This is a genomic window from Deltaproteobacteria bacterium (genome assembly GCA_016709225.1).
In the GTDB taxonomy this organism is placed as follows: domain Bacteria; phylum Myxococcota_A; class Polyangia; order Nannocystales; family Nannocystaceae; genus Xiheibacterium; species Xiheibacterium phototrophicum.
On record JADJEE010000001.1, the window covers coordinates 2734002 to 2750261 of the forward strand.

The window sequence follows — 16260 nt, forward strand, 5'->3', positions numbered from 1 at the left end:
CGGCCGCGCTCGGCGCCCGTGCGATCGAATGTTCTCGGGGATGCCCTGATACGCGCGGGGGTCCAACGTCGTACGCGCGGGTATGAACGTGCTTCCGGGTCTCCGGCCTTGGACTCCGGGTTACACTCGCGCCGCAGGAGCACGCCGGTGGTCGAGACTTCAGCGACGTACGACATCCTCATCGTCGAGGACTCCGAGACCGATGCGAAGCTCATCGGTCACGAGCTGCGACGCATGGGCCGCTCCGCGCGCTGCGTGCGGGTGGAGCAGGAGCACGAGCTACGCGAGGCGCTGGCGCGACAGCGCTGGTCGTTGGTGATCTCGGACTCCAGCACGCCGGGGCTCGACGCCACCTCGGCGCTCCGCATCACGCGGGCGCAGCAACCCGACGTGCCCTTCATCGTGGTGTCGGGATCGATCAGCGAGGCCGCCACCGCCGAGGCGCTCGCGCTGGGGGCGATCGACGTGGTCAGCAAGGATCACCTGCATCGCCTCGCGCATGCGGTCGCGCGTGGGCTCGGCAGCGCTGCGTCCGTGCCCGCGACGACGGACGCGCTGGCCGACCTGGCCGCGCTGCTCGACGCCGCTGCGCATCACACCGGCGAGGTGCGACAGCGTGCGCTCGAGGACGCGCGGACCCTGCTCGCCCGCGTGCGCGGCATCGATCCGGCGCCGACGCCAGTGTCGACGGAACCCCCGACCACCGCACCCGAGGGCATCGCGAGCCCGGCGACGCCGCGGCTCACCCCGCGGCAAGTCGAGGTGCTGCGGCTCATCGCCGAGGGGTTGTCCACCCGGGAGATTGCCGATGCGCTGCAGGTGAGCGTGAAGACCGTCGAGAGCCATCGTGCGCAGCTGTTGCTTCGGATCGGCGTTCGGGGCGTGGCGGGACTCGTACGCTGCGCGATACGGATGGGTCTCGTCGGCGCCGACCCCTGAGCCTCCGGGGCGAGCCCGATTGCCCAGCCGGCGCGTTTCAGGTTAGCCCAGGCCTTCGTGACGCTCGGCACCGACGACATGCCCGCGAGGGCGATCCCCGATCCGCGCTACAACGAGATCCTCGAGGTCACGCCCGACGCGATGGTCGTGGTCGACGGCAGCGGGCACATCGTCGCCGTGAACGCCCAGGCCGAGCGGATGTTCGGCTACGTGCGCGACGAGCTGGTCGGGCTCCGCATCGAGCAGCTGGTGCCGCTCGCCCACCGCGAGCTGCACGCCAAGCACCGCGCGCGGTTCATGGCCGACCCCCGCACGCGCGAGATGGCGTCGGGCCAGGGTCTGCACGCGCTGCGCAAGGACGGCTCGACGTTCCCGGTGGAAATCAGCCTGGGCCCGCTGGTGACCCCCGAGGGCACGCTGGTCGCGAGTGCCATCCGCGACGTGACCTCGCGACGCGAGACCGAGCTCGCGCTCGCGCTCGCTAACAAGGAGCTCGAGGCCTTCAGCTACTCGGTCGCCCACGACCTGCGCGCGCCGCTGCGCGGCATGAACGGCTTCGCGCAGATCCTGCTCGCCGACTACGCCGACAAGCTCGGCCCCGACGGCCTCGATTGCCTGCACGAGATCCGGGACAACGCCGAGCGCATGGGCGCGCTGATCGACGCCCTGCTGTCGCTGTCCCGCGTGGCCCGCAGCGAGCTGCGTCGCGAGCGAGTCGACCTGTCCCAGATCGTCGCCCGCATCGCGACCGACCACGCGGCCCGCGACGCGCAGCGCCACGTGGACGTGGAGGTGGCGCCCGATCTGGTCGCGTGGGTCGACCCGGTGCTGGCGCGCGTGCTGCTCGAGAACCTGTTCGACAACGCATGGAAGTTCACCGCGGCCACCCAGGATCCCCGCATCGAGTTCGGACGGGCCGAGCTGGTCGGCGGGCCCGCGTTCTACGTGCGCGACAACGGGGCCGGCTTCGCGATGGAGTACGTCAAGCGGCTGTTCAGCCCGTTCGCGCGGCTGCACAGCGCCGTCGAATTCCCCGGCACCGGCATCGGGTTGGCGACCGTCCAGCGCATCGTCCGGCGCCACGGCGGCCGCGTGTGGGCGGAGTCCCGCGCGGGCGAAGGCGCGACGTTCTGGTTCACGTTGCTCGACGAAACCGGTGGAGAGCCGTGATGCGCAAGCTGGTGCTGCTGGTCGAAGACAACCCCAGCGACGAGAAACTCACGCTGCGCGCCCTATCGAAGGCCGGCGTCGCCAGCGAGGTCGCGGTCGCGCGCGACGGTGTGGAGGCGCTCGAGTTCCTGTGGCTGCACGGGCCGACGTCGCCGACCGACGCCGATCTGCCCGCGATCGTGCTGCTCGACCTCAAGCTGCCGCGCGTCGACGGCCTCGAGGTCCTGCGACGCATCCGTGCCGACATCCGCACCCAGCTGGTGCCGGTGATCGTGCTGACCAGCTCCACGCTCGACGAAGACCGACTCGCGGCCTACTCGATGGGCGCCAACGCCTACGTGCGCAAGCAAGTCGACTTCTCCGCGTTCGTCGCCGCCGCGCAGACGCTCGGCGACTTCTGGCTGCGCCTGAACGAGCCGCCCCCCGCCACCCGAGGCTCGCCGTGACGGAGGCGCTCCGGGTCTTGTTGGTCGACGACAGTCCCAGCGATGCCAAGCTCGCGCTGCACGAGCTGCGACGCGGCGGCCGCCAGATCACCGCACAGATCGTCGACACCGCCGACGCGTTCGCGGCCGCGCTCGCGGCGGGCCCGTGGGACGTGGTGGTGTGTGACTGGGCCATGCCACGGTTCAGCGGGCCCGCGGCGCTCGCGATGCTGCGCGAGACCGGACGCGACATCCCGTTCATCTTGATGTCCGGCACCGTCGGCGAGGAGACGGCGGTCGAGGCCATGCGTGCGGGCGCCCGCGACTTCGTGCTCAAAGGCCACATGACGCGCCTGGGCCCGGCGGTGGAACGCGAGGTCGCCGAGGCCAGCACGCGCGCCGCCCGTCGCGAGGCCGAGGCCGCGCTCGCACGCAGCGAGGCGCAGCTGCGCCAGTCGCAGAAGCTCGAGGCGGTCGGCCGGCTGGCCGGCGGCGTGGCCCACGACTTCAACAACCTGCTGAGCGTGGTGATCTCCTGCAGCGAGCTGTCGATGGCGGAGCTGCCCCGCGAGCATCCCGTCCTCGAGTACGTGCAGGAGATCCGTCGCGCGGCCGATCGCGCCGAGTCGCTCACGCGACAACTGCTCGCGTTCAGCCGCGGTCAGCTGCTCGAGCCGCGCCCGACCGCGCTGGGCGAGGTCGTCCAGGGCCTGCATCGCATGTTGCGGCGGATGATCGGCGAGGACATCGATCTGGTGGTCGCGCAGGACGGCGAGCTACCGCTGGTCTTGCTCGATCGCGGCCAGCTCGAGCAGGTCCTGATGAACCTCGCGATCAATGCCCGCGACGCCATGCCGACCGGCGGCCAGCTCACCATCGAGGTCCGCAACGTCGTGCTCGACGCGGCGTTCTGTGCCGCGCACCCCGGCCTGTCACCGGGCGCCCACGTGCTGCTCGCCGTCTCCGACGACGGCGTCGGCATGGAGCCCGAGGTGCAAGCCCGCGCCTTCGAACCCTTCTTCACCACCAAGGAGATCGGGCGTGGCACCGGCCTCGGGCTCTCGACCGTGCTCGGCATCGTGCAGCAGAGCGGCGGCGTCATCGAGCTCGAGAGCACGCGCGCGGTCGGCACGCGCTTCGCGATCTACTTCGCTGCGCTGCCGCCCGACGCCTGCGTGCCAGCGCCGCGAACCGCCGGCGTGCGGGCGACGCCGCGGGGACGCGAGACCGTGCTGGTGGTCGAGGACGACGCCAGCGTGCGCGAGCTGGTCGGGCTGTTGCTGCGCCGACTCGGCTACGAGGTCCTGAGCGCCGAACACGGCCACGCCGCGTGCGAGCGCTTCGACACCGACGGCGAGCGCATCGATCTGCTGCTCACCGACGTGGTCATGCCCCGCATGGGTGGACGGGAGCTCGCCGAGCTGCTCCGCGCGCGACGCCCCGAGCTCCGGGTGCTGTACATGTCCGGCCACGCCGACGACGCGGTGCTCCGTCACGGCGTGATGCGGGACGACGTTGCGTTCCTGCCCAAGCCCTTCACCCCCGCCGCGCTGGCCGACAAGGTGCGCGAGGTGCTCGACACCGAACGCGCGCCGACGAGCGACGCGCCCCCGCGTTGACGCGCGGCGCCCCCACGGTGTCGACGGGCGGCCGCGAGCGACCTCGGCGGGCGCACGCCCAGCGCCCTCGCGCGGTGGATCGCAGCCCCAGGCACCGCGTGGGCCCGACCGGCGCGTGGGCCTTGTCGTGGCTGCGAACGATCCGGCAGACTCGCCTGCCCAGGGCGCGGTGCCTCGCGCACGGCCAGGGTGCGACAGGCCCGAAGGAATTGCCCATGAGCCCCAGCGACAAGAGCAGCAGTGGCGCAGGTCCCAGCGCGATCCGTCCGGTGCCGAACCCCGCGCCCGAGCCGAGCACGACGCACGCGCGCAACCCCGGCATGCCGCTCGAGCTCGACTGGGTCCGCGACGTCCGCGTGAACCGCAGCGCGGTCGAGCGTCGCGCCGCGACCATCGGCCCCCGGCGCAGCGTGAAGAAGGACTGGCAGGCCGCATGGCTGCTGCGGGCGATCCGCCTGATGGACCTCACCACGCTGTCGGGCGACGACACCCCCGGTCGCGTGCAGCGGCTGTGCGCCAAGGCCCGTCGCCCGCTCGAGCAGCACATCATCGATGCGCTCGGCATCGGCGCGCTCGATCTGCGCACGGCCGCGGTCTGCGTCTACCACGAGATGGTGCCGGTCGCGGTCGAGGCGCTGGGCGGCAGCGGCATCCCGGTCGCCGCGGTCTCGGCCGGCTTCCCGGCCGGCCTGTCGCCGCTGCCCGAGCGCATCCGCGAGATCGAGGCCTCGGTCGCCGCGGGTGCCCGCGAGATCGACATCGTCATCACGCGCGCGCACCTGTTCACCGGCAACTGGCAGGCGATGTACGACGAGGTCAAGGCGTTCCGCGAGGCCTGCGGCGACGCCCACCTCAAGGCCATCCTCGCGACCGGCGATCTCCGCGTGCTCCGCAACGTCGCCCGCGCCAGCTTGGTGTGCATGATGGCCGGCGCCGACTTCATCAAGACCTCGACCGGCAAGGAGAGCGTGAACGCGACCCTGCCGGTGAGCCTGGTGATGGTGCGGATGATCCGCGAGTACCTCGAGCGCACCGGCGTCGAGATCGGCTTCAAGCCCGCCGGCGGCATCAGCCAGGCCAAGCAGGCGCTGGTCTACCTCGCGATGATGAAGGACGAGCTGGGCCGCGCATGGCTCGAGCCCGAGATGTTCCGCTTCGGCGCGTCGAGCCTGCTCGGCGACATCGAGCGCCAGCTCGAGCACCACGTCACCGGCCGCTACTCCGCCGGCTATCGCCACGCGCTGGCCTGACGCACCGCGGCCCGTCGCGGCGGATCCACAAGCCCGACGGATTGCGGCATGCTCTGCCTCGCACCAGCCGCCCGTGGGCGCCGCTGGCTGCGAGAGGTCAGCCGTGAGCAGCGTCGCCGAGATCTATCAGAGCATGGAGTACGGACCCGCACCGGAGGGCTCGGGCCCGGCGCTGGCGTGGCTGCGGGCGCACGGCAACAAGTTCGATCTCTTCATCGACGGCCGCTGGATCGCGCCCGCGTCGGGGGCCTACTTCGCGACCCTCGATCCCAGCAAGAACCGCGAGCTCGCCAAGGTCGCCCACGCCGGCAAGGCCGACGTCGACGCCGCGGTCGCGGCGGCCCGCGCCGCCCAGCCGGCCTGGGCCGCGCTGCCCGGGCACACCCGCGCGCGCCACCTCTACGCGATCGCCCGGCTGGTGCAGCGGCACGCGCGGTTGCTGAGCGTCATCGAGACCCTCGACAACGGCAAGCCGATCCGCGAGACCCGCGACATCGACATCCCACTGGTCGCCCGCCACTTCTACCACCACGCCGGCTGGGCGCAGCTGATGGACACCGAGCTCGCCGGCTCGAAGGCGGTGGGCGTTGTCGGTCAGATCATCCCGTGGAACTTCCCGCTGCTGATGCTCGCGTGGAAGATCGCGCCCGCGCTCGCGGCCGGTAACACCATCGTGCTCAAGCCGGCCGAGTTCACGCCGCTGTCGGCGTTGCTGCTGTGCGAGCTCATCGAGCGCGCAGGCCTGCCGGCGGGCGTCGTCAACATCATCACCGGCGACGGCAGCACCGGCGCGCAGATGGTCGAGCACCCTGGCATCGACAAGATCGCGTTCACCGGCTCGACCGAGGTCGGACGCATCATCCGCAAGGCCACCGCCGGCTCGGGCAAGCACCTCACCCTCGAGCTCGGTGGCAAGTCGCCGTTCCTGGTGTTCAACGACGCCGACCTCGACAGCGCGGTCGAGGGTGTGGTCGATGCCATCTGGTTCAACCAGGGCCAGGTGTGCTGCGCCGGCTCGCGCCTGCTGGTGCAGGAGGACATCGCGCCGCGCTTCATCGCCAAGCTGCGCGCCCGCATGGAGACGCTGCGGGTCGGCGACCCGCTCGACAAGTGCATCGACATCGGCGCGATCGTGGCGCCGGTGCAGCTGGCCCGCATCGACCAGCTGGTGAAGCAGGGCGTGGCCGAGGGCGCGACGCTGTGGCAGCCGTCGTGGGCGGTGCCGACCGAGGGCTGCTTCTATCCGCCGTCGCTGTTCACCGACGTGCACCCGGCCTCGAGCATCGCGCAGGAGGAGATCTTCGGGCCGGTGCTGGTCGCGATGAGCTTCCGGACCCCGGACGAGGCGGTCGAGCTGGCCAACAACACCCGCTACGGCCTCGCCGCCAGCGTGTGGAGCGAGAGCCTCAACCTCGCGCTCGACGTCGCGCCGCGACTGCGCTGCGGCGTGGTGTGGGTCAACTGCACCAACACCTTCGACGCCGCATGCGGCTTCGGTGGCTACCGTGAGTCGGGCTTCGGCCGCGAGGGCGGCATCGAGGGCATGCACGCCTACCTCGAGCCCGACTTCGAGCACACGCTGCCGCAGATCGACGAGCCCGCGGCGGTCGAGCCCTACCCTGGCTTCGTCAGCGGCGGCGTGCAGCTGGGTAGCGACGGCGTCGGCATCGATCGCACGCCCAAGCTCTACATCGGCGGCAAGCAGGTGCGCCCGGACGGCGCCTACAGCCGTGCGATCGTCGGCCATGGCGGGCGGCTGTGCGGCGAGGTCGGCGACGGAAACCGCAAGGACATCCGCGACGCAGTCGAGGCCGCCCGCAACGCGACCGGCTGGACCGGCGCGACTGCCCACGGCCGCGCGCAGGTGCTCTACTTCATCGCCGAGAACCTACAGGCCCGTGCGCAGGACTTCCGCGATCGGCTCGCGCAGCTCTCGGGTGACGCGGCCGCGGCCGCGCGCGAGGTCGAGGCCACCATCGCGCGCTTGTTCACCTACGGTGCGTGGGCCGACAAGTTCGAGGGCGTGGTCCACAACCCGCCCTCACGCTCGGTCGCCATCGCGATGAACGAGGCCATCGGCGTGATGGGCATCGCCTGCCCCGACGAGTGCCCGCTGCTGGCGTTCGTCTCGCTGGTGGCCCCCGCGATCGCGGTCGGCAACCGCGTGATCGTGGTGCCCTCGCAGCGCTTCCCGCTCGCGGCCACCGACCTCTACCAGGTGCTCGACACCTCCGACGTGCCCGGCGGCGTGGTCAACATCGTCACCGGCGTGCGCGACGACCTCGCCAAGACCATGGCCGAGCACGACGAGCTCGAGTCGATGTGGTACTTCGGCCCCGCCGCCGGCAGCCGCATGGTCGAGGCCGCCAGCATCGGCAACATGAAGCGCACGTGGGTGAACTACGGCCGTCGCCGCGACTGGTTCGATCGCCGCCAGGGCGAGGGCCGCGAGTTCCTGCGCCACGGCGTGCACGTGAAGAACATCTGGGTGCCCTACGGCGAGTGACGCCGCCCCATCGCCGCCGTCACGCCGAAGGAGCCACCGCCCATGTCCGCCGACCCCGCCGCCGAGCTGTTCCCGCAGGAGATCATCCGCCGCAAGCGCGACGGCCAAGCGCTTTCGCCCGCGGCCATCGCCGCGTTCGTGCGCGGCCTGGTCGACGGCTCGTTCTCCGAGGGCCAGGTCGCCGCGCTCGCGATGGCCGTGTTCTTCCGTGGCATGGACATGGACGAGCGCGTCGCGCTGACCTCATCGATGATGCGCTCGGGCACCGTGCTCGACTGGCGCGGCATGTCGCTGCAGGGCCCGGTGGTCGACAAGCACTCGACCGGTGGTGTGGGCGACAAGGTCAGCCTGCATCTCGCACCCATGCTCGCGGCCTGCGGCGCCGCGGTGCCGATGATCTCGGGCCGCGGGCTGGGCCACACCGGCGGCACGCTCGACAAGCTGGAGTCGATCCCCGGCTACGTTGCGACGCCGCCGCTCGATCGCTTCCGCGAGGTGCTGCAGAACGTCGGCTGCGCCATCATCGGTCAGACCGCCGACCTCGCGCCCGCCGACCGCCGCTTCTACGCCATCCGCGACGTCACCGCGACGGTCGAGTCGGTGCCGCTCATCACCGCCTCGATCCTCTCGAAGAAGCTCGCCGCCGGGCTCTCGCACCTGGTGATGGACGTGAAGTTCGGCTCGGGTGCCTTCGCCGACAACCTGCCCATGGCGCGCGAACTCGCCGACAGCATCGTCAACGTTGCCGCCGGCGCGGGCCTGGGCTGCGTCGCGCTGGTGACCGACATGAACCAGGTGCTCGGACGCACCGCCGGCAACGCGATCGAGGTGCGCGAGTCGATCGCGCTGCTGCGCGGCGATGCCGGCGAGCCGCGCCTGCGCGAGGTCACGATCGCGCTGGCGGCCGAGCTGCTCGCGAGCAGCGGGGTCACCCGCGGCGTCGACGAGGGCCGCGAGCGGGCCGAGCAGTCGCTGCGCTCGGGCGCCGCCGCCGAGCGCTTCGCGAAGATGGTCGCGGCCCTCGGTGGCCCGACCGATCTGCTCGATCGCGCCGACCTGCTGCTGCCGCTCGCACCGGTGGCGCGCGCCGTGTACCCCGAGCGCGAGGCGGTGGTCTCCCGCATCGACGTGCGCGGGGTCGGACTGGCCGTGATGGCGCTCGGTGGTGGCCGTCGCCACGCCAGCGATGCGATCGACTTCGGCGTCGGCCTCGGCGACATCGCCGGCCTCGGCGAGGCGGTCGGCCCCGCGCGACCGCTCGCGGTCATCCATGCCCGCAGCGACGACGACGCGCAGCGCGTCGAGGCCATGCTGCGCGCCGCCTTCGAGCTGTCGTCGCCCGGCACCGCCGTCGCGGTCGGCCCGGTGGTCATCGATCGCATGGCCCGCGTCGCCGCGCCGCGCCCGAGCTAGTACCTCGACACAGCGATAGTGATGGGTCAGAACGCCGTCATGACCGCGACTCCGCAAGGCGCCGTGCCGCCGGAATACCGGGCGTATTTCAAGGTGCGGCAACGCAGCGAGGCGCGGTCAGGGCGGTGTCATGGCCCGTCACAATCGCTGTGTCGAGGTACGAGTACCGTTGCGTGGTGGCGCTGCGAGGGTGCCGGCTCAGTTCGCGTCGCCGGCGAGCTCGGTCGCCAGCTCGCGCCAGAAGCCGTCGCCGACCAGGTAGCTCGCCCAGTCCTCGTCGATCTCCGCGAGGCCGCGTCGCTGCTGCCACAGCACCAGGTCGTCGAACTCGCCCTGGTACCAGCCCCACAGGAACCGCACGCGCAGCGGATCGAGCCGGCGTTGCCGCAGCAGCGGCACCAGCTGCTCGACCGCCATGCCGTCGAACTCGTCGATGTAGTGCTCGGCCTCGTCGATGTGATGTCCGATGGTCTCGATGCCCCGCTCGGTGAGCACGTACTGCTTGCGGCGACGGTCCATGTCGACGAGGCCCGCGACCACCAGCGGATCGAGCACCTCGTCGAGCAGGTCGAGTTCGCGCGGCAGCGGCAGCGGCAGCGGCATGCCGCCGTCTTCGGGCGAGAGGTCGAGCTTCTTCATGAGGTACAGGCCGGCGAGCCGGCGCTGGGTGTCGTCCATGGTCATGGTGCTCCGATCGCGATCTCCCAGCGCCGCGCCGAGAGTCGCACACGCGGCCCATCGGGCTCGTGGTCGAGCCACGAGGTGACATCGCCGAGGCCGTAGTGCAGCCGCGGCGCACCTGGGGGCGCCGCGATCGAGACCTGCCCGGGGTTGCACAGCGCGAGCACGATGTCGCTCGAGGTCGGCAGGCGCGCGAGCAGCAGCGGCAGCACCACCGACAGCGGCGCGCACACGCTCTGGTCGGGCAGCTCGAACAACAGCTCGATGTCGCCGTCGTCGGGCTGCGCGTCGGCGGCGTGCAACGCCAGCACCACCGCCGGCGCAATCGTGCGCGGCGGTCGATCGTGCCCCGCCAGCACCACCGCGTCGAGCCGACACCACCCGAAGCCGGCGTAGTCACCGTCGGGCGCGACCCGCTCGTGGGTCAGCGCGAGCAGCTCGGCGCTCTCGCGCTGCGGCAGCGGCAGCTCGGCGAGTCGCGTGATCATCCGCGCGCCTACGCGAGCAGGCGCGTGGGTGCGTGGGCCGGTGCACGGCGCAGGCCGAAGCGACCGCCACCGCGGCTGGGCATGCGCGGGCTCGGGCTCGGCTTGCCGCCGCCGAAGCCACCGCCCTTGGCGCCGTAGCTGCGACCGCTCTTGCTCGCGCGCTTGTTGAACGCCTCGGGGTTCGACTGCCGCCAGCTGTTGCGCTGCGTGACCAGCTGCCCGCGTCGCGAGACCGGCGTGGTGTACGGCGTGCTGTAGAGCGGGCGATAGCCCGGCGAGAACACGCTCATCATCATCGAGCCCAGCAGCATGCCCGAGGCGATGTCCCACATCGGCGAGTGGTAGCCGTGGTACGGGCCGTAGCCGGCGATCTGGTACTGGCCCTGATCAGGGCCGGTGACGTCGCGCTGGATCGTGAAGATCTTCTCTTCGTCGGCGACCTTGCCGTCCTCGTCCTTGTCGAAGAAGCCGGTCACGACCTGGGTCTTCTCGTCGACGTCCTGCACCGCGACGCTGATGACCTCGTCGCCGGTGTAGATCTCGTTCACGCGGCGCTCGAGGTCCTCGGGGCCCTCGGCGGCCTTGTAGGCCTCGCCGACCTCGTCCCAGTCGATGTCGACGTTGGCGTTCTCGGTCGTGACCCAGCGGTCGCGGCTCGGGACCTCGCAGGCGGGCAGCGCGAGCGAGAGGCTCACTGCGGTGGCCGAGGCCAGCATGCGAGCGGTGAAGCGGTGGGTCGTCGTCACGTGGGAATCGCGTCCTTCCAGGCGGCGCTCGTTCGAGCGACCGCGGCGTAGGGCGAAAGCTAAGTGCGCCCACCCACCGCGTCAAGCCGAGCGGCCGACGCGGCGCCCGCGAACGCCCGCAATCACCCGAGAGTGCCGCGTGCGAGCGCCTCGGCCGCCGTGCGGCCGAGCACGGCCACCACGCGATCGAGGGTCGCGAAGCGGGGGTCCTTGGTGAGACCGAGGCGGTAGCGCTGATGGATCTGCTGCACGATCACGGCGATCTTGAGCAGCCCGAACACGTAGGCGAACAGCACGTGCTCGAGCGAGCGACCGCTGCGCGCGGCGTAACGTCGTGCGACCTGCTGCCGTCCCCACGCGCCCGGCATCGCGGTCGGCCCGAACGCCATCGCACGCCAGGCGCCGGCGTCGTCGGCCTGCACCCAATAGCCCAGGGTCGTGCCGAGGTCGAGCAGCGGATCGCCGATCGTGCACATCTCCCAGTCGAGCACGGCGACGATGCGGGTCGGATCCTCCGGGTCGAGCACGACGTTGTCGAACTTGTAGTCGTTGTGCACGAGGCACACGTCGCCGTCGCCGGGCTGATGGGCGTCGAGCCACTCGGCGAGCGCCTCGATGTCGGGCACGTCGTCGGTCCGCGCCTTGTGCCACCGCGCGGTCCAGCCCTCGACCTGTCGCCGCACGTAGCCCTCGGGGTGACCGAGGTCGCGCAGGCCCGCGGCGTCGAGGTCGACGGCGTGCAAGGCCACCAGCTCGTCGACCAGCGACTCGCACATGCGTCCGAGCAGCTCGGGCGTGATGCCCTCGGGCAGCTGCTTGCGGACGATGAGCCCGCGGCGGCGCTGCATCACGTAGAACGGCGCGCCGATCACCGCGGGGTCGGTGCACTGCGCCAGCGGGCGCGGGGCCGGGGGATAGACCGGCGCGAGTCCGGCGAGCACGCGGTACTCCCGACCCATGTCATGGCCCGACTTCACGCGCGCACCGAACGGCGGGCGCCGCAGCACCAGCTCGTGCTCGCCCTTGCGCAGCAGGTAGGTGAGATTCGAGTAGCCGCCGGGGAACTGCGCGACCGACAGCGGCCCCTGCAGCTGTGGCAGCAGCTCGGCCAACCACGCGTCCAGCTTGGCGACGTCGAGCGCTTCGCCCTCGCGCACCGCCGCGGCGGCATCGATCGTGCCGATGGGCTCGCTCATGGCTGCCCCGCCTCGCGGCGCGCCTTCGAGAGGATGCGCTTGGCGACCACCGCGCGGTGGACCTCGTCGGGACCGTCGTAGATCCGCGCACCGCGTTCATGACGATAGAAGTGCGACAGCACCACCTCGTCGGTCATGCCGGCGGCGCCGTGGGCCTGCAGCGCGCGGTCGATGACCCGCAGCATCACGTCGGCGGTGAAGTACTTGATGAGCGAAATCTGCTCGCGCGCGCGCTCGAGGCCCTCGTGGTCGATGGTCCACGCCGCGCGCAGCACCAGCAGGCGCGCCGCGTCGATCTCGGCGCGGGCGTCGGCGATCCACGTCTGTACGGTCTGCTGCTCGCCCAACGTGCGGCCCGGTGCCAGCTCGCGGGTCGCCGCGCGGTGGACCAGGGCCTCGAACGATCGCTCGCACACGCCCAGCCAGCGCATGCAGTGGTGGATGCGCCCCGGCCCCAGCCGCGCCTGGGCCAGCGCGAAGCCGCGACCGCGCGGGCCCAGCAGGTTGGCCTTGGGCACCCGGGCGCCGTGCAGGCGGATCTCGCCGTGGCTGAGCCAGCCCTCGCCGGCCTCGCCCATGATCGGAATGTTGCGCACGTGCTCGAAGCCGGGCGTGTCGGTCGGCACCACGATCATGCTCGCGCGCTCGTGCGGCGCGGCGTCGGGGTCGGTCACGGCCATGACGATCACGAACGCCGCGCCATCGACCGCGGTGGTGAACCACTTGTGGCCGTGCAGGACCCACGCGTCGCCGTCGTCGTCGGCCCGCGTCGACAGCCACACGGGGTTGCTGCCGGCGTGCTCGGGCTCGGTCATGCCGAAGGCGCTGCGGGCGGTGCCGTCGAGCAGCGGCCGCAGGAAGCTCTCGCGCTGGTCGTCGGTGGCGTACTCGAGCAGCAGCTCGAGGTTGCCGGCGTCGGGCGCCTGGCATCCCAGCGCATAGTGGCCGAGCGGCGTGCGGCCGAGGACCTCGGAAACCATGCCGTGCTCGAGCACGGACAGACCCATGCCGCCGGCTTCGCGGCGGACCTGTGGCTGCCACAGCCCGACCTGCTTGGCGCGCGCACGCACGTGGTCGAGCTCGGGCTGCAGTGCCCAGAATCCGCGCGCGAGCCCGGCCTCCAGCGGCATCACGTGTTCGTCGAGGAAGCTGCGGACCTTCGGCAGCAGCGCTTGCATCACGGGCGAGGGCGAGAAATCCATGGCGGTCTTCGAGCTCTTTTGGGGGTCGTGCGCCAGGTCGGCGCGGGCGCGCTCCGGCTAGCGAAAGCTCCAGGCCGACGCATCCGGCAGGTGCGGCAGCGCGTTGAAGGCATCGAGGGTGAAGTCGGTGGCGTTGCGGCGGGTGCTGAACACGAAGCTGGTCATCGAGCTGTTGCGGATGCGCCACGCGGTCTGGAAGCTGATGAGGTCGTCGGTCCCGAGCGCTCGCTTCAGCATCACCGCCAGCGGTCCGACCGAGGTGAACGCGATCATGCGGACGCCCGGGCCGTCGTGTTGCAGCAGCCGCGACAGGCCCCGCTGCACGCGCTCGGCGAAGGCCGGCCACGATTCGAGCGTGGGGTCGTCGATCTCGCCGCGGAGCCAGCGCTCCATCACGGCCTCGAACAGCCGCTGGAACGCCGCCGAACGCTTGCCGGGATCGCCGGCGGCCGCGGCCGCGGCGAGCTGCGCGACGGAGGCATCGTGTTGCAGCAGCGGCACCGCGCGACGCACCATCGCGAACGCGTCGTGCTCGTCGAGCTCGGGGATCGTGGTCGGGGTCGGCCACGGCTGGTCGGCGCGGGCGTAGGCCTCGCCGCACAGTCGCGCGGTGTCCCGCTGGCGGCGCGCGGGGCCGGTGAAGACCAGCATGGGGTGCGGACCGTGCTCGCCGAGGTGGCGCCCGAGCAACCGCGCCTGCGCCTCGCCGCGCTCCGACAGCACGTCGTAGTCGCTCGCGAACAGCGAGGCCTGACCGTGCCGAACGACCACGAGACTGCCCATTGCGACCAAACTACCACGATCGGCGTGGGCGCTCGATCGTCTGGGGCCGAGCCGGCACTACCCCCCGGCGAAGGAGGCTCGACCTTTCATGCGCCGACCCAAACGCTCGAATGCCCCGATGTTGCTGACACGTCTCGGGATCGCGCTGACCGTGTTCGGCGTGACGACCACGGCCGCACGATCGGCCGCGGCCTGCGGCGGGACCTTCTGCGACGCCAATCCCGGGCCGGTCGAGATGCCGGTCGATCAGACCGGCGAGAACGTGCTGTTCGTGGTCGACGGCGACACCATCGAGGCCCACGTGCAGATCCAGTACGATGGCGACGCCGAGAGTTTCGCCTGGTTGGTGCCGATGATGGCGGTGCCCGAGGTCGAGGTTGGCTCGGAGCCGATGTTCCAGGCCTTGCTGGCGGCGACCGTGCCCACCTTCACGCTGCTGCAGCGCTTCGAGGGCACCTGCGACGATGACCGCGGCGTCGCGATGTGCGGGATGGTGCTGTCCGACGCCGGCGCCGAGCTCGCGGCCGGCGACGACGGCGAGGAGGACAGCGGTGGCGAGACGCCGTCCGTGGTGATCGCCGGCACCGCCGGCGCGTTCGAGTATGCGGTGCTCGATGGCGGCACGGTGGCGGGCGTGCTGGCGTGGCTCGACGACAACGGCTACGCCCAGGACGACGAGGCCGCGCCGATCCTCCAGCAGTACCTCGACGAGGGCTTCGTGTTCACGGCCTTCAAGCTGCGCGCAGGCGCGGGTGTCGACGCCATCCATCCGGTGGTGCTGCGCTACCAGGGCGACGAGCCGTGCGTGCCGATCCGTCTGACGCGCATCGCCGCGAAGCCGGACATGGGCGTGCGCGTGTTCTTCCTCGGCGAGGCCCGCATGGCCCCGACCAACTACCGCCACGTCGTCATCAATCCGCTGCGCATCGAATGGGCCAGCCTGGGCAGCAACTACGGTGAGCTGGTCACGCTGGCCGTCGACGGCGACGGTGCGAACGGCCACGCGTTCGTCACCGAGTACGCCGGCACGCCCGCGCTGGTGCCCACGGTGGGCGTACGCGCGCCCGGCTGGGATGCCGCCCGGTTCGCCGAGCTGCCCGGCACCGCGGTGATCGACGCGCTGGTCGACCAAGGCCTGATGCGCTGCGACGACGGCTGCGTCCCACAGCACACGCTCGTCGCCGGCCTGCTGCGGACGTACCTGCCGACGCCGGGCGGCTACGACGACGAGGACTGGTGGGCCGCCCTCCGAGCCGGCGGCGCGGAGCCGAGCGAGTGGGACGGCGCCGGCTTCGCTGCGGCCATGCAGGAGCGCATCGTCGCGCCCGGCGAGCACGCGGTGGAGCTGCTCGGCGCACACACGGTGCTCACGCGTCTGTTCACCACGCTGTCGCCGGTGGAGATGACCGCCGACCCGTTGTTCCACGCCAACCCGGCGCTGCCGCCGGTGAGCAACCGCTTCCTGGCGACCCAGGTGTTCAACTGCGACGGCCGCAGCTTCATCGAGCTCGAGGACGGCCGCATCATCCGTGACGACGACGACGGGTCGCCCGCACGGCTCGACATCGTGCCCGCGGCGCTGCGGGTCGAGAGCATGCCCGGCAACGGTGCGCCCATGCTGCTCGTCGATCACGACGGGGTATCGGCGGACGCGCTCGCGGCGTGGAACGAGGCCCACGACGGACGCAGCGGCCAGGGCTGCAGCATCGGCCGGCTGCACCTGCACGGCCTGATCATGCTCGGGTTGCTCGGAGCGGGCATGCACGCCCGCCGACGACGCCCGCGGGCGCGCGGCTAGTGTCGAGGTACTAGTACGCCCGGTATTCCGGCGGCACGGCGCCT

The 16260-nt window shown here is 71.7% G+C and carries 14 protein-coding genes; 8 read left to right on the forward strand and 6 right to left on the reverse strand.

The window, feature by feature from the left end; translation table 11 throughout:
- Positions 1 to 147: 147 nt before the first annotated feature.
- The 7 genes from IPH07_11075 (at position 148) to deoA (ending at position 9322) form a co-directional block, all read left to right on the forward strand.
- A complete protein-coding gene (locus IPH07_11075) occupies positions 148 to 939 on the forward strand; it encodes a response regulator transcription factor (GenBank protein MBK6917932.1) in 792 nt (263 codons plus the stop codon).
- Between the two features lie 57 nt (positions 940 to 996).
- Positions 997 to 2109 (forward strand): PAS domain S-box protein, encoded by a 1113-nt coding sequence (locus IPH07_11080; protein ID MBK6917933.1) that lies wholly within the window; start codon positions 997 to 999, stop codon positions 2107 to 2109.
- Complete coding sequence (locus tag IPH07_11085; GenBank protein ID MBK6917934.1) at positions 2109 to 2555, forward strand: response regulator; 447 nt, start codon at positions 2109 to 2111, stop codon at positions 2553 to 2555. The genes IPH07_11080 and IPH07_11085 overlap by 1 nt, the downstream gene beginning before the upstream one ends.
- Positions 2552 to 4153 carry a response regulator gene (locus tag IPH07_11090; protein ID MBK6917935.1) on the forward strand — a complete coding sequence of 534 codons (1602 nt, stop codon included), beginning with the start codon at positions 2552 to 2554 and terminating at the stop codon, positions 4151 to 4153. Before IPH07_11085 ends, IPH07_11090 begins: the two co-directional genes overlap by 4 nt.
- A 215-nt stretch (positions 4154 to 4368) precedes the next feature.
- On the forward strand, positions 4369 to 5403 hold the full coding sequence (deoC, locus tag IPH07_11095) for a deoxyribose-phosphate aldolase (GenBank protein MBK6917936.1): 1035 nt from the start codon (positions 4369 to 4371) through the stop codon (positions 5401 to 5403).
- A gap of 133 nt (positions 5404 to 5536) precedes the next feature.
- A complete protein-coding gene (locus tag IPH07_11100; GenBank protein MBK6917937.1) occupies positions 5537 to 7909 on the forward strand; it encodes an aldehyde dehydrogenase family protein in 2373 nt (790 codons plus the stop codon).
- A gap of 42 nt (positions 7910 to 7951) precedes the next feature.
- The gene (gene deoA / locus IPH07_11105) at positions 7952 to 9322 is read left to right on the forward strand and encodes a thymidine phosphorylase (GenBank protein MBK6917938.1); all 1371 of its coding nucleotides are present in this window, start codon (positions 7952 to 7954) and stop codon (positions 9320 to 9322) included.
- A 198-nt stretch (positions 9323 to 9520) separates the two neighbouring features.
- Here deoA and IPH07_11110 read toward each other — a convergent pair whose 3' ends face one another.
- The 6 genes from IPH07_11110 to IPH07_11135 form a co-directional block, all read right to left on the reverse strand.
- Entirely contained in the window at positions 9521 to 10006 is a 486-nt protein-coding gene (locus IPH07_11110) for a hypothetical protein (protein MBK6917939.1), read from the reverse strand.
- Positions 10003 to 10491 carry a hypothetical protein gene (locus tag IPH07_11115; GenBank protein MBK6917940.1) on the reverse strand — a complete coding sequence of 163 codons (489 nt, stop codon included), beginning with the start codon at positions 10489 to 10491 and terminating at the stop codon, positions 10003 to 10005. Before IPH07_11115 ends, IPH07_11110 begins: the two co-directional genes overlap by 4 nt.
- Positions 10492 to 10499: 8 nt before the next feature.
- The gene (locus IPH07_11120) at positions 10500 to 11237 is read right to left on the reverse strand and encodes a hypothetical protein (protein ID MBK6917941.1); all 738 of its coding nucleotides are present in this window, start codon (positions 11235 to 11237) and stop codon (positions 10500 to 10502) included.
- A gap of 122 nt (positions 11238 to 11359) precedes the next feature.
- A complete protein-coding gene (locus tag IPH07_11125; protein MBK6917942.1) occupies positions 11360 to 12433 on the reverse strand; it encodes a phosphotransferase family protein in 1074 nt (357 codons plus the stop codon).
- A complete protein-coding gene (locus IPH07_11130) occupies positions 12430 to 13635 on the reverse strand; it encodes an acyl-CoA dehydrogenase family protein (GenBank protein MBK6917943.1) in 1206 nt (401 codons plus the stop codon). The genes IPH07_11125 and IPH07_11130 overlap by 4 nt, the downstream gene beginning before the upstream one ends.
- A gap of 57 nt (positions 13636 to 13692) precedes the next feature.
- Positions 13693 to 14418 (reverse strand): histidine phosphatase family protein, encoded by a 726-nt coding sequence (locus IPH07_11135; protein ID MBK6917944.1) that lies wholly within the window; start codon positions 14416 to 14418, stop codon positions 13693 to 13695.
- A gap of 118 nt (positions 14419 to 14536) precedes the next feature.
- On the opposite strand from IPH07_11135, the gene IPH07_11140 reads away from it, so the two are divergent.
- A complete protein-coding gene (locus IPH07_11140) occupies positions 14537 to 16216 on the forward strand; it encodes a DUF2330 domain-containing protein (protein MBK6917945.1) in 1680 nt (559 codons plus the stop codon).
- The last annotated feature ends 44 nt before the right edge of the window (positions 16217 to 16260 follow it).